Raw genomic sequence first — 13,293 nt, 5'->3', positions numbered from 1 at the left:
TCAGGCCTTCCGTTCCACGAGCTCGACGAACCTGTCGAAGAGGTAGTCGGCGTCGTGCGGGCCCGCCGCGGCCTCGGGGTGGTACTGGACGGTGAACGCGGGCACCTCGAGCCCGCGCAGGCCCTCGACCACGTTGTCGTTGAGGCAGACGTGCGAGACCTCGACGCCGCCGAACTCGGTGTCGATCACCTGGTCGAGCGGCGCGTCGACCGCGAAGCCGTGGTTGTGACTGGTCACCTCGACCTTGCCGGTGGTCTTGTCGAGCACCGGCTGGTTGATGCCGCGGTGGCCGTAGCCGAGCTTGTAGGTGCCGAAGCCGAGCGCCCGGCCCAGGATCTGACTGCCGAAGCAGATGCCGAACAGCGGCGTGCGGCGGCGCATGACCTCCTGCGCCAGTGCGACCGGGCCGTCCGCGGTCGCCGGGTCGCCCGGGCCGGGCGAGAAGAAGACCGCGTCGGGCGAGACCGACAGCAGGTCGTCGATCGACGACGACGCCGGGAAGATGTGCGTGGTCACGCCGCGCGCGGCGAGCCGCTGCGAGACGTTCCGCTTGATGCCCAGGTCGAGCGCGGCGACGGTGTAGCGGTGCTCGCCGACGGCGTCGACCGTGTAGCGGGACCCGGTGGTCACCTCGGCCGACAGGTCGGCGCCGGTCATCTGCGGTGCCGCCTGGACACGCGAGAGGAGCGACTGCGGGTCGAGGTCGACCGATGAGATGCCGACCCGCATCGCGCCGCGCGAGCGGAGGTGCCGGGTCAGGGCCCGGGTGTCGATGCCGCTGATCCCGACGACGCCCTCGGCCGCGAGCCGCTCGCCGAGATCACCGGTCGAGCGCCAGTTCGAGGGGCGACGAGCCGGGTCCCGTACGACATAGCCGGCCACCCAGATCCGGTCGGACTCGTCGTCCTCGCCGTTGACCCCGGTGTTGCCGATCTGCGGCGCCGTCTGCACCACGACCTGGCGGTGGTAGGACGGGTCGGTCAGCGTCTCCTGATACCCGGTCATGCCGGTGGTGAAAACGGCCTCGCCGAACGTCTCGCCCAGCGCGCCGTAGGCCTCACCGACGAACGTGCGTCCGTCCTCGAGGACCAAAAGAGCTTTGCTCATTACTTAACAGCCTTCCCGTCCAGGACCGTCGGCTCTCCCCGGAGGAAGGTCGCGACGATGCGACCCGGCAGGGTGGTGCCCGCGTACGGTGTGTTGCGGCTGCGGCTGCGGCTCGCCAGCTCGGACGGGTCGACGACCCGCCGGGCGGACGGGTCCACCAGCGTGAGGTTGGCCGGGCTCCCGACGCTCAGGTCGGTGCCGTGGCCGGTCAGGCCCGCGATCCGCGCGGGCGTCCGGGACATGCGCTCGGCGATCAGGTCCCAGCGCTCCCCCAGCACGGACAGCACGACCGGCAGGGCGGTCTCCAGGCCGACCATGCCGGGCCGCGCGTACGCCCACTCGCACTCCTTGTCCTCCACGGCGTGCGGGGCGTGGTCGGTCGCGACGATGTCGATCACGCCTTCGACCAGCGCCTCGCGAAGGGCGTGCACGTCCGACGCCGTACGCAACGGGGGGTTGACCTTGTAAACCGGATCGTAGGACGCGGCCAGCTCGTCGGTCAGCAGAAGGTGGTGCGGTGTGACCTCGGCCGTAACCCGGACCCCACGCGCCTTGGCCTGCCGCAGTACCTCGACCGACCCGGCGGTGGAGACGTGGCAGACGTGCAGGCGGCTGCCCACGTGCTCGGCCAGCAGCACGTCGCGGGCGATGATCGCCTCTTCGGCCACGGCCGGCCAGCCGGTCAGCCCGAGCCGGGTGCTGACCTCGCCCTCGTGCATCTGGGCGCCCTCGGTGAGCCGGGGCTCCTCGGCGTGCTGGGCGATGATGCCGTCGAACGCCTTCACGTATTCCAGCGCGCGGCGCATCAGGCGGGGGTCGGCCACGCAGTGACCGTCGTCCGAGAAGATCCGGACGCCCGCGGCCGAGGTCGCCATCGCGCCCAGCTCGGCCAGCTGCTGACCGGCCAGGCCGACGGTGACGGCGCCGATCGGCTGCACGTCGACCAGCCCGGCCTCGCGGCCCAGGCGCCAGACCTGCTCGACCACACCCGCGGTGTCGGCCACCGGGGACGTGTTGGCCATCGCGAAGACCGCGGTGTAACCGCCCAGCGCGGCCGCCCGGGAGCCGGTCTCGACCGTCTCGGCGTCCTCACGGCCGGGCTCGCGCAGGTGGGTGTGCAGGTCGACCAGGCCGGGGAGCGCCACGAGCCCCTCGGCGTCGATGACCTGGTCGGCTGTCGCGCCGCCGGCGATGACGCCGTCGCGCAGAACCAGATCGGAGGGAGGCGCCCCCAGCACCGAGACACCACGAAGCAGATATGAGGTCATGCCTTGCCCCCAAGCAGCAGATAAAGGACGGCCATCCGGGCGCTGACGCCGTTGGCGACCTGTTCGACGATCGTGGAACGCGACGAGTCCGCCACCTCGGGCGTGATCTCCATGCCGCGGTTCATCGGGCCGGGATGCATGACGATCGCGTGCTCCGGCAGCTTGCGCATGCGCGCGAGGTCGAGACCGTAGCGGCGGCTGTACTCCCGGGCGGACGGGAAGTACGAGTCCTGCATGCGCTCGGTCTGCACCCGCAGCATCATGACGACGTCCATATCGGGCAGGACGCTATCGAGGTCGTACGACACTTTTGTCGACGGTGAGAGCGCGGCCGACACGTCGAGCGGGATCAGCGTCGGCGGCCCGACCAGCGTGACCTGCGCACCCAACGTCGTGAGCAGCAGGACGTTGGAGCGGGCGACCCGGCTGTGCAGCACGTCCCCCACGATCGCGACCCGCAGGCCGTCGAGCCGGCCGAGCCGCGACCGCATCGTGTACGCGTCGAGCAGAGCCTGCGTCGGGTGCTCGTGGGTGCCGTCGCCGGCGTTGACCACCGAGCCGTCGACCCACGCGGCCAGCCGGTGCGGCGCGCCCGAGGCAGGGTGCCGGATCACGACCGCGTCGGCGCCCATCGCCTGCAGCGTGAGCGCGGTGTCCTTGAGGCTCTCACCCTTCGAGACGCTGGAACCCTTGGCCGAGAAGTTGATGACGTCGGCCGACAGCCGCTTGGCCGCCGCCTCGAACGAGATGCGGGTGCGGGTCGAGTCTTCGTAGAAGAGGTTGACCACCGTGCGGCCGCGCAGCGTCGGCAGCTTCTTCACCTCACGCCCGGCCAGCGCCGCCATCTCGGCCGCGGTGTCCAGGATCAGGGTGGCGGTGGGCGCGTCCAGGTCGGCGGCCGAGCGCAGATGCTTGATCACTTGTCACCCCCGGTCAGTTTGACCTCGTCGAGGCCGTCGATCTCGGTCAGCGAGACCCGGACGCTCTCGTCGAGCGAGGTCGGGATGTTCTTGCCCACGTAGTCGGCGCGGATCGGCAGCTCGCGGTGGCCGCGGTCGACCAGCACCGCGAGCTGCACCGAACTGGGCCGGCCCTCGTCCTTCAGAGCGTCGAGCGCGGCCCGGACCGTACGGCCGGAAAAAAGAACGTCGTCGACCAGGACGACCCGGCGCCCGTCGATGCCGTCGCCCGGCAACTCGGTCTTGCCGAGCGCGCGGGTGGCGTGCAGGCGCAGGTCGTCGCGGTAGAGGGTGATGTCGAGCGAGCCGACCGGCACGTCGATGCCCTCGAAGGCATGAATGCGGGCGGCCAGCCGCTGGGCCAGCGGCACTCCGCGGGTGGGAATCCCGAGCAGCACGGTGCCGGTGGCGCCCGAGGTCTTTTCGAGAATCTGATGAGCGATGCGGTCGACGACCCGATGCAGGTCGGACTCGCTCAGAATGATCTTGCTGGGCGCGTCGGCGCGTGGCGATGCCACGGCGGACCTCCTTCCCCGCCTCACGGGACGGGTCGTTAAAGGACGTCAGTGGGACAACCCCCGGGAGGGGCCGCCCCTATGGCTGACGCTACGTTACCAGTGGTCGCGGCGTTGACCATGGTGACGTGCCTGACGCGGACGAATCCGGCAAGTCGTACCGACGGGCGCGACTCATCGGTAACCGACACTTGACCAGGGGTCGCAAACTCCGTACCGTCACGCTGCGTAGCGATCGCGGAGGGGAACCCCCTCCGGGCCAGCACAGTGGGAGTGTTCCGAATGCCGTCTGAGTACGCCAAGTCGCTGGGCGCACGTCTGCGCTCCATCCGACAGCAGCAGGGCCTGTCCCTGCAGGGTGTGGAAGAGAAGTCGAACGGCCGATGGAAGGCCGTAGTGGTGGGCTCGTACGAGCGCGGCGACCGTGCCGTCACCGTCTCGCGCCTCGCCGAGCTGGCCGACTTCTACCGGGTGCCCGTCTCGGAACTGCTGCCCGACGGCAGCGGCGTCCGCCTCGAGGCCACCAACAAGATCGTGTTGGACCTCGAGAAGCTCTACGACACCACCGGCGAGGACCTCGCCTACGTCGCCCGTTACGCCCGCGCCATCCAGCAGCAGCGTGGCGACTACAACGGCCGTGTCCTCTCCATCCGAGCCGACGACCTGCGCGCGCTGGCCATCGTCTACGACATCTCGCCGTCCGGCCTGATCGAGCGCCTGACCGAGCAGGGTGTCCTGGTCGCCGACCCGCGCGCCTTCTTCGCCAGCTAAGTTCCACCACAACGCCGGCCCCCAAGAAACCGGCCACATCCCCCATCCTCGACCACGCCGAATCCACCTCGGCGCGAGTCCTGATTCCGAAAAGCCCGCGCTCTGTTCGCGGGCTTTTTCGTTTCCCGTACGAGTCGTGACTCCCCCGCTCGCGGCTCTCAGCCGGCCTGAGTGCAACACCGGGCTGTAACGCCTGGCTTTCCGCCCCGACGGCCGACATCACTGATCGTGGCGCTCTCGTCGCCCAAGATCGCCACGGCCGCCGGAATTTGCGCGATCCGTGATCCCCGATCAGCAATGCGTCGACAAATTCGCACCAACCTGACCAGCCAGGTTCAGTGATGCCAGGGCAACTCCCGCGGCGGCGACGGCACCCGACCGGCGACGACATCGGCGAGCAGTTCCGCCAGCCGATACGGAAAGACGGTCTCCTCCGTGGTCGCGAGCTCGTCCGCCGACCACCATCGGAACCCGCCGTAGTGCCCCCGCTCGAACTCGGTCAACCCGCTGACATCCACCTCGTGCGAGTCGACGCGCAGCAGATAGAAGTCGTCGCGGAACAGCCCGTTGGCAAAGCCGAGATCGGCCCGCCCGGTCGTGAACGCGACCGCCCGCAACTGCCGGCCCCGCACGCGCAGCCCGGCCTCTTCCCACAGCTCACGGGCCGCCGCCATCCGCAAGGGTTCCCACCACTTGACGCCCCCGCCCGGCGTGAACCAGGCGTGACCCCCCTCGGACAACAGCGCCGATCGGATCAGCAACATCCGATCCGACGAGTCGACAAGAATCACCCGGGCGGATCGGCGGGCATAGCGCGGCATACCACGATTCTGCCGATCGCCGCCGATATCCACAGTCCCGCCCTGTCCACAGTCCTGGCCCGGCCGGCCTCCCAAGATCCGCCCGCTCGTTCACACTGGTGCGGGACGGGGGCCCCCGGGAGGGTGGGCTCCGGCCCGTGATCCGGATTGCGGCAGAGCACAGCCGGTGACGGTGTGTGGAACGAGACCGTTTCTGTGTGGTCGGGCATCGGGCGGGCGCCGCGTAAACGGGTGGACCCGGCTGACAGGCTGAGGGCATGTCGATCGAAGTTCGGGCGCTTGCCGAGAGTGATGTCGCCGCCGTTGTCGAGTTCTCGCTCCGGGCCTGGGCCCCGGTCTTCGCCTCGTTCGAAGAGGTGCTCGGGCGCCGCGTGTTCGAGCGCGTCTATCCCGACTGGTCCCGGATTCAGGCCGACGCGGTCGCGCAGACGTGTCGCGAGTTGACCGAAACCACATGGGTCGCCGTCGAAAACGGTCAGCCGGTCGGCTTCGTCGCGGTCGCCCATCACCGGGACGGCGCGTCCGAACCGAACAGCGCCGAGATCGAGATGATCGCCGTCGATCCGGCCGCTCAGCGCCGGGGCATCGCCCGGGTTCTGATCGAGTTCGCGCTCGAGCACATGCGCGCGGCCGGCTTCGCGCTGGCCTCGGTCTCCACCGGCGGCGATCCCGGTCACGCCCCGGCCCGGGCCGCCTACGAGCAGGCCGGCTTCACCGCGTTCCCGCTGGTTCGCTACTACCAGGCGCTCTAGACGACAAAAGGCTCCGACCGTGTGCGGTCGGAGCCTTTGAAAAAGCTACCGGGTGGCGAACTCGGCGATCCGGCCGAGGATGCCGTTGAGGAAGCGCGGGCTGTCGTCGGTCGACATCTGCTTGGCCAGCTCGACCGCCTCGGTGATCGCGACCGGGTCGTCGATCTCGGAGACGTAGAGCAGCTCGTAGACAGCGATGCGGGCCAGGTTGCGGTCGATCACCGGCATGCGGTCGATCGTCCAGCCCTCGGCGTAGCTGGCGATCAGCTCGTCGATGCGGTCGAGATGCTCGGCCACGCCCTCGACCAGGCTGATCGCGTAGGCCAGGTGGTCGGGGTGCGGCTTGGCGATCCGCTCGAGGTAGGTCGCCAGCACCTGCCGTGGCGGCAGGTCGCGCAGGTCGGCCTCGTAGAGCACGTCGAGGGCCCGCTTGCGCGCCTTGCGGCGCGCCGGCATCTGCGTCTTGGGACCTTCCGCCATTTCAGGAACGACCGAGGTAACGGCCGTCGCGGGTGTCGACCTTGATCTTCTCGCCGGTGCCGATGAACAGCGGCACGTTGACCGTGGCGCCGGTCTCGACCGTGGCCGGCTTGGTGCCGCCGGTCGAGCGGTCGCCCTGCAGGCCGGGCTCGGTGTAGGTGACCTCGAGGAAGACGCTGGTCGGGAGCTCGACGTAGAGCGGGACGCCCTCATGCTGCGCGACCGTGACCTCGGCCTCGGGGAGCAGGTAGTTGGCGTTCTCGCCGACCGTGCCGCCCTGGACCGGGATCTGCTCGAAGGTGTCCATGTCCATGAAGACGAAGTCTTCGCCGTCCTTGTAGAGGTACTGCATCGTGCGCTTGTCGACCGTCGCGGTCTCGACCTTGGTGCCCGCGTTGAAGGTCTTGTCGACGACCTTGCCGGAGAGCACGTTCTTGAGCGTGGTGCGCACGAACGCCCCGCCCTTACCCGGCTTGACGTGCTGGAACTCGACGACCGACCAGAGGCCGCCGTCGAGGTTGAGCACCAGGCCGTTCTTGAGGTCGTTCGTGGAAGCCATGTCCTGCCCTGCTGTTGGAATTCGATCGGTGACCGACCGAGTTTACCGATGTCGCGGCCTAAGCGGCGAATCGGGCCAGGTGCTCCAGCGCCAGCCGGTACCCGTCGGTTCCCAGCCCGGCGATGACACCGGTGGCGACGGCCGAGATGACCGAATGGTGCCGGAATTCCTCCCGGGTGTGGATGTTGGAGATGTGCACCTCGACCAGCCGGCCGCTCAATTGCGCCGCGGCGTCCCGGATCGCGATGTTGTAGTGACTCCAGGCGGCCGGGTTGAGCACGACGTCGGCGCCCTCGTCGGCGGCCTGATGCAGCCAGGCGATCATCTCGTGCTCGGCGTCGGTCTGCCGGACCTCGACCCGTACGCCGAGACGCTCGCCCGTGGTGAGGCACAGGTCGACCAGGTCGGCGTGGGTGGTGGAGCCGTAGACGGACGGCTCGCGGGTGCCCAGGCGGCCCAGGTTCGGCCCGTTCAGCACGTAGATCATCGGGCCACCTCCGCGTACGCCCGGGCCAGCAGCTCTTCGGACGGGCCGCTCAGGATGCCCGGCTTGGCGAGCCCGTCGAGCACTACGAACCGCAGGGTGGCGGCCCGGGCCTTCTTGTCGACCCGCATCGCGCTGAGCAGTTCGGGCCAGGCGTCGGCGGAATAGGAAACCGGCAGGCCGACACTCTCGAGAACGGCCCGGTGCTGGGAAGCAACATCGAAGGAAAGACGGCCGGAGAGATGGCCCAGCGCGCCGGCGAAGATCATCCCGACCGAGACGGCGTGGCCGTGCTTCCAGGTGTATTTCTCGCGCTTCTCGATCGCGTGGCCCAGCGTGTGCCCGTAGTTGAGGATCTCGCGCAGCCCCGACTCCTTGAGGTCGACGCTGACCACCTCGGCCTTGACCCGGATCGCCCGTTCGACCAGCTCACGCAGCACAGCGGAGTCGGTGTAGCTCTCCGCCAGCTCGAGGATCCGCGGGTCGGCGATGAACCCGCACTTGATCACCTCGGCCAGGCCGGCCAGCAGGTCGTCGGCGGGCAGGGTGTCCAGTGCATCGAGGTCGCAGAGCACACCGGCCGGCGGGTGGAACGCGCCCACCAGGTTTTTGCCGGCGGCGATGTTCACGCCGGTCTTGCCGCCGACCGAGGCGTCGACCATGCCGAGCAGTGACGTCGACACCGGCACCCAGCGCACCCCGCGCAGCCAGCTCGCCGCCACGTAACCGGCCAGGTCGGTGACCGCGCCGCCGCCGACCCCGACGATCACATCCGTACGGGTGAAATTGCGCTCGCCCAGCCTGTCCCAGCACATGGCGGCGACATCGACCGTCTTGCCGGCCTCGGCGTCGGGCACCTCGATGAGCACCGCGGGAATGCCGGCCGCGGCGGCGATCATCTCGGCCCGGGCGCGCAGCGGCGCGGAGAAGAGCACGGCGACCTGGGCCGCCCCCTCGATCAATGCGGGCAGGTCGCCGGCGAGGTCCCGTCCGACCAGGACGTCGTAGGGGCGGTCACCGGCCACGGATATACGTGTCACCACAGCGGCCACCCTACGTACGGGAAATGGGGTTATATCTTTCTACCCCCAGACGGGTTACAAAGACGTCATGCCAAAAATCAACGTGTACCTGCCCGACGATCTGGCCGATTCCGTACGCGAGGCCGGACTGCCCGTCTCGGCCATCTGTCAGCGTGCTCTGGAGCAGTCAGTGCAGCGGGTCGCAGCGATCCGGGCCACCCTCCTCGATGACCTCGAGCCCGGCGACCTGACCAAACGTCTGCCGAACTTCACCGCGCGCCTGATCGCCGTGATCGGTTTGGCCGCCGAGCGGGCGGAAGGTGTCGTGACGACCGGTGACCTGCTGCACGGCATCCTCGCCGAGGGCGACAACCTCGCCCTGCAGATTCTCACCGCCATGGACATCGCGCCGTCCTCGCTCACCGCGCCGACCACCAGCGAGCCGGGACGTACCGACGACGGCCTCCGGTTCAGCGCGCCCGCGGCGATCGCGCTGGAGTCGGCCGTCGGCGAGTCGATCGGTCTCGGGCACAACTACGTGGGCTGCGAGCACCTGCTGGTCGCGCTGGCGGGCGAGGCCGACGGCGCCGCGGGCCGCCTGCTGCGCGAACGAGGCGCCGACGCCAAGGCGACCCGGCGCGCGGTGGCCGTAGCCATTGCCGGCTACGCCCACCTGCGCACGAACCTGAGCCGCCAAGCACCCCAACCGGGCACGCCCGCGCTGACCGGGGTGCTCACCGCCGTACGGGCGGAACTTGCGCCTTTGATCTCACGAATCGAGCAACTGGAAGCGCGGACCAGCTGACCCGAACGCCGAGCATCTCGGAAGCAGGTCAGCTGACCCGGCCGGCGTCGGCGGGCAACGTCATGGACAGCACGATCTTGCCGCGGGTGTGCCGGTCGCCCAGCTCGCGGTAGGCGTCCCGCACGGCGTCGAGCGGATAGACGGCCGCGACCGGCAGCACGATCCGGCCCCAGGCCACCTCGCCGGCCACGAAACCCAGGATCTCGGCGTCGCTGGCCGTCGAGCTGCCCTCGGCCTTGGCCCCCGCCTTGGCGGCGGCCGCGTAGTCGATGATCGTGTTCACCCGGGCCGGGTCGACCCCCAGATCAACGGCAAGATCAACATAGCCGTTCCCGTACGTGTCCAGGAACGCGTCGATGCCCGACGGCGCGGCCTGGCGCAACCGGTCGGCCAGCCGGTCGCCGTACGGGACCGGGGTGACGCCCACACTCCGCAACCAGCTCGCGTTGGCGTCGCTCGCGATACCGATCACGTGCGCGCCGGTGTTCCGGGCCAGCTGGACGGTCAGCGCGCCCACACCGCCGGCCGCACCGCTGACGACGACGGTCTCGCCCTCCTTGGGCTGCACGGCCCGGACCGACGCGTACGCGGTGACGCCCGCGACGAACAGGCCACCGGCCCGGATCCAGTCGAGGGCCAGAGGCTTGCGCACGAGATGCCCGGCCGGGACGACCACGTAGTCGGCATGCGACGACCGCCAGTCGGACCATCCGAGCACCTCGTCGCCGATCGCGAACTCGGTGACCGACGCGCCGGTTTCGACCACCCGGCCGGCGAAGTCGCTGCCCTGACCGGACGGGAACGTGGCGGGCCATCGCTCGTGCAGCAGCCCCGAGCGGATGGAGATCTCGCCGGGGTTGATGCCGGCCGCGACCACCTCGACGAGGACCTGGTCGGCGGCGGGCTCGGGGCGTTGGACGTCTTCGATGCGCAGGACGTCCACGTCGCCGTACTGATCGAAACGAACCGCTCTACTCATGGTTCAGATGGTGCCCCGACCCGGCCACGATCATGGCATCTCGTCGGTCACACCTCTCGACGGGTCAGCCCTCGAGCAGGCCGGCTACCTCGCGCGCGATCTCGTCCGGCTCGCGCCCGTCGGTCGGGACCGTGTGGGTGGCCACCTCGGCGTAGAGGGGACGGCGCTGGTCGAGCAGATATTTGAGCGTGGCCCGCGGGTTGATCGCCAGCAACGGACGCCCGGCACCCAGCCCGACCCGCTTGACCGCGTCGCTGAGCTCGACCGAGAGATAGACGACCGTGTTCTTGGACAGCAGCGACCGGGTCTCGGCGTCGAGGATCGCGCCGCCGCCGAGAGCCAGCACGCCGTCGTATTCAGCCAGGGCGGAAGCGATGACTGTGCGTTCGAGGGCGCGGAACGCCTCTTCCCCGTCGTCGATGAAGATCTCGGGGATGGGCTTGCCCGCTTCGACCTCGATGATGGCGTCGGCGTCGGCGAACGGGACGCCGAGCAGCTGGGCCACCGCGGCACCGATCGTCGACTTGCCGGCGCCGGGGGCGCCCACGAAGACGGCCCGCGGCGCCATCAGCGGATGACCAGGGTGTCGAGGTAGCCCTGCAGGTTGCGGCGGATCTCGGCCACCGAGTCGCCGCCGAACTTCTCGACCGCGGCCTCGGCCAGCACGAGCGCCACCATGGCCTCGGCCACGATCGCCCCGGCCGGCACGGCTACCACGTCGGAGCGCTGGTTGATCGCCGTGGTGGCCTCGCCGGTGGTGATGTCGATCGTCTGGAGCGCCCGGTTGAGCGACGAGATCGGCTTGAGCGCGGCCCGCACCCGCAGCGGCTCGCCGTTGGTGATGCCGCCCTCGAGCCCGCCGGCCCGGTCGGTGACGCGCTTGACGCCGTTCTCGGTCGGGATGATCTCGTCGTGGGCCACCGAGCCGCGCGAGCGGGCCTGCGTGAAACCGTCACCGATCTCGACGCCCTTGACCGACTGGATCGACATGAGCGCGGCGGCCAGCCGGGAGTCGAGCTTGCGGTCCCACTGCACGTGCGAGCCCAGGCCCGGCGGCACGTTGTAGGCCAGCACCTCGACGATGCCGCCCAGTGTGTCGGCGTCGCTCTTGGCCGCGTCGACCTCGGCCACCATCCGCGCGGAGGCCTCGGGGTCGAGGCAGCGCAACGGGTCGGCGTCGATGCGATCAAAATCGGAAGGGGTGGGGATCAGGCCGCTCTTGGCCGCGACCGAACCCAGCTCGATCACGTGCGAGACGATCTCGATGCCGAGCGCCTGCTTGATCATGGCCTTGGCCACCACGCCGACGGCGACGCGGGCGGCCGTCTCGCGGGCGCTGGCCCGCTCGAGGATCGGCCGGGCGTCGGTGTGCCCGTACTTCTGCATGCCGGCCAGGTCGGCGTGGCCCGGGCGCGGGCGGGTCAGCGGCGCGTTGCGCGACTGCTCGGCCAGCACCGCCTCGTCGACCGGGTCGGCCGCCATCACGGTCTCCCACTTGGGCCACTCGGAGTTGGCCACCCGGATCGCGACCGGGCTGCCCAGCGTGAGGCCGTGCCGGATGCCGCCGACGATCTCGACGACGTCCTGCTCGAACTTCATCCGGGCGCCGCGGCCGTAGCCGAGACGACGGCGCGCGAGATCGCGCCCGATCTCCGTGCTCGTCACTTCAACCCCCGCGGGGACTCCTTCAAGGAGCGCAACGAGCGCCGGTCCGTGCGATTCACCTGCGGTAAGCCAGCGCAACACGGGTCACATTTTGGCACGTCCCGGATGCGGCCCGTCGCACCCCCGCCGTCATCCCGCCTGCCGGACGCCGCACGGCGCAGATCACGTCTTTCAAGATCGCCGCGAGCAGCCATCCCCAGCCCCCACCCGCCTCGGGGGATGAGGGGGAATTTACGCCGTGTCAAGCCGAGCGAACCTAGTTATCCACAGGCGCCTAGCGGGCGGCCGCCGCTGTGAACAACGCGTCGCGCATCGCGGCCTCGGGGGCCGGCACGACGCCGGTGAACTGTTCGAACTGGCTCAGCGCCTGCGCCAACAGAAGATCAAGACCGGACAGCACCGGTACGCCGTGAGTCTGCGCGTCAGCCGCAAGAGGCGTCGGCCACGGGTCGTAGATGGCGTCGAACAGCACCGTGCCGTCACGCCACGACACCTGACCGGCCAGGTGGTCGGCCGCGCCCTTGGGCACCGTGGAGATGACCGCGTCGGCCTGGAGGACGTCCGGCGCCGACTCCCACGCGCCGCCGAGCAAGGTGATCCCGAGGGCATCCGCGGCCGGGGCCAGCGCCGCCAACGCCGCCGGACGCCGGGTCACGACCGTCACCGCCGAGGAGCCGAGCTGGGCGGCCGCGGCCAAGGCGGCTCGAGCCGTCCCCCCGCCGCCGAGCACCGTGACCGAGGGGGCGGGCTTGAGGCCGGCGTCACGCAGCACCCGCACCATGCCGGCCACGTCGGTGTTGTCGGCGTGCCAGCCGTCGTCACGGCGTACGAGCGTGTTGGCCGCACCGACCGCCACCGCGACCGGGGTCGCCACCGCGGCCAGGCGCAGCCCCTCTTCCTTGAGCGGCATGGTCAGCGACAGCCCGGCCCACTCGGGGCCGAGGCCGTCGACCAGGCCGGCCAGGCCCGCCTCGTCGCACTCGAACCTCGTGTAACTCCAGCCGGTCAAGCCTGCCGCCGCGAAACCGGCGTTGTGGATCACCGGCGACAACGAGTGCGCGATGGGCTTTCCGCACACGGCGGCGCGGCGGGACGAGCTGGTCACG

The 13,293-nt window shown here is 70.1% G+C and carries 16 protein-coding genes; 3 read left to right on the top strand and 13 right to left on the bottom strand.

Going from position 1 to position 13,293, the window contains the following annotated elements:
• Genes carA through pyrR form a run of 4 tightly spaced genes read right to left on the bottom strand, consistent with a single transcriptional unit; the run spans position 1 to position 3,852 of the window.
• Positions 1-1,107: a glutamine-hydrolyzing carbamoyl-phosphate synthase small subunit gene (carA, locus tag KOI35_RS24820; protein ID WP_215790541.1), complete on the bottom strand. Its 1,107-nt coding sequence runs from the start codon at positions 1,105-1,107 to the stop codon at positions 1-3.
• The gene (locus KOI35_RS24815; protein WP_215790539.1) at positions 1,107-2,375 is read right to left on the bottom strand and encodes a dihydroorotase; all 1,269 of its coding nucleotides are present in this window, start codon (positions 2,373-2,375) and stop codon (positions 1,107-1,109) included. The genes carA and KOI35_RS24815 overlap by 1 nt, the downstream gene beginning before the upstream one ends.
• Entirely contained in the window at positions 2,372-3,295 is a 924-nt protein-coding gene (locus tag KOI35_RS24810; protein WP_215790536.1) for an aspartate carbamoyltransferase catalytic subunit, read from the bottom strand. Before KOI35_RS24810 ends, KOI35_RS24815 begins: the two co-directional genes overlap by 4 nt.
• The gene (gene pyrR / locus KOI35_RS24805) at positions 3,292-3,852 is read right to left on the bottom strand and encodes a bifunctional pyr operon transcriptional regulator/uracil phosphoribosyltransferase PyrR (RefSeq protein ID WP_215790534.1); all 561 of its coding nucleotides are present in this window, start codon (positions 3,850-3,852) and stop codon (positions 3,292-3,294) included. Before pyrR ends, KOI35_RS24810 begins: the two co-directional genes overlap by 4 nt.
• Before the next feature lie 279 nt (positions 3,853-4,131).
• Here pyrR and bldD point away from each other — a divergent pair, with 279 nt between their 5' ends.
• On the top strand, positions 4,132-4,620 hold the full coding sequence (gene bldD / locus KOI35_RS24800; protein ID WP_020517563.1) for a transcriptional regulator BldD: 489 nt from the start codon (positions 4,132-4,134) through the stop codon (positions 4,618-4,620).
• Between the two features lie 335 nt (positions 4,621-4,955).
• On the opposite strand, the gene KOI35_RS24795 is transcribed toward bldD, so the two are convergent.
• Entirely contained in the window at positions 4,956-5,441 is a 486-nt protein-coding gene (locus KOI35_RS24795) for an NUDIX hydrolase (protein WP_215790532.1), read from the bottom strand.
• A 257-nt stretch (positions 5,442-5,698) separates the two neighbouring features.
• Between KOI35_RS24795 and KOI35_RS24790 the strand changes: the two genes are divergently transcribed.
• Positions 5,699-6,193 (top strand): GNAT family N-acetyltransferase, encoded by a 495-nt coding sequence (locus KOI35_RS24790; RefSeq protein ID WP_215790510.1) that lies wholly within the window; start codon positions 5,699-5,701, stop codon positions 6,191-6,193.
• Between the two features lie 45 nt (positions 6,194-6,238).
• Here KOI35_RS24790 and nusB read toward each other — a convergent pair whose 3' ends face one another.
• From nusB to aroB, 4 genes are read right to left on the bottom strand one after another with little or no spacing between them, the layout of a single operon-like run.
• Positions 6,239-6,649, bottom strand: coding sequence for a transcription antitermination factor NusB (gene nusB / locus KOI35_RS24785; protein ID WP_215790874.1), 411 nt, complete (start codon positions 6,647-6,649; stop codon positions 6,239-6,241).
• A gap of 25 nt (positions 6,650-6,674) precedes the next feature.
• Positions 6,675-7,232 carry an elongation factor P gene (efp, locus tag KOI35_RS24780; protein ID WP_215790508.1) on the bottom strand — a complete coding sequence of 186 codons (558 nt, stop codon included), beginning with the start codon at positions 7,230-7,232 and terminating at the stop codon, positions 6,675-6,677.
• 58 nt (positions 7,233-7,290) lie between these two features.
• Positions 7,291-7,719, bottom strand: coding sequence for a type II 3-dehydroquinate dehydratase (gene aroQ / locus KOI35_RS24775; protein WP_215790506.1), 429 nt, complete (start codon positions 7,717-7,719; stop codon positions 7,291-7,293).
• Positions 7,716-8,768: a 3-dehydroquinate synthase gene (gene aroB, locus KOI35_RS24770; protein ID WP_215790504.1), complete on the bottom strand. Its 1,053-nt coding sequence runs from the start codon at positions 8,766-8,768 to the stop codon at positions 7,716-7,718. Before aroB ends, aroQ begins: the two co-directional genes overlap by 4 nt.
• Positions 8,769-8,826: 58 nt before the next feature.
• Here aroB and KOI35_RS24765 point away from each other — a divergent pair, with 58 nt between their 5' ends.
• On the top strand, positions 8,827-9,543 hold the full coding sequence (locus KOI35_RS24765) for a Clp protease N-terminal domain-containing protein (RefSeq protein WP_215790502.1): 717 nt from the start codon (positions 8,827-8,829) through the stop codon (positions 9,541-9,543).
• Positions 9,544-9,571: 28 nt separating this feature from the next.
• Here the strand turns inward: KOI35_RS24765 and KOI35_RS24760 are convergent, their stop codons facing one another.
• The 4 genes from KOI35_RS24760 to KOI35_RS24745 all read right to left on the bottom strand — a co-directional run bounded on the left by KOI35_RS24760 (position 9,572) and on the right by KOI35_RS24745 (position 13,292).
• Entirely contained in the window at positions 9,572-10,522 is a 951-nt protein-coding gene (locus KOI35_RS24760) for an NADP-dependent oxidoreductase (RefSeq protein ID WP_215790500.1), read from the bottom strand.
• Between the two features lie 64 nt (positions 10,523-10,586).
• A complete protein-coding gene (locus KOI35_RS24755; protein WP_215790498.1) occupies positions 10,587-11,090 on the bottom strand; it encodes a shikimate kinase in 504 nt (167 codons plus the stop codon).
• A complete protein-coding gene (gene aroC, locus KOI35_RS24750; protein ID WP_215790495.1) occupies positions 11,090-12,268 on the bottom strand; it encodes a chorismate synthase in 1,179 nt (392 codons plus the stop codon). Before aroC ends, KOI35_RS24755 begins: the two co-directional genes overlap by 1 nt.
• Positions 12,269-12,461: 193 nt before the next feature.
• On the bottom strand, positions 12,462-13,292 hold the full coding sequence (locus KOI35_RS24745) for a shikimate dehydrogenase (protein WP_215790493.1): 831 nt from the start codon (positions 13,290-13,292) through the stop codon (positions 12,462-12,464).
• Position 13,293 lies beyond the last annotated feature (1 nt).

The organism is Paractinoplanes bogorensis, from assembly GCF_018829635.1.
GTDB lineage: Bacteria > Actinomycetota > Actinomycetes > Mycobacteriales > Micromonosporaceae > Actinoplanes > Actinoplanes bogorensis.
The sequence above is the reverse complement of the archived record's forward strand: the minus strand, read 5'-3'. Positions and strand labels throughout refer to the sequence as shown.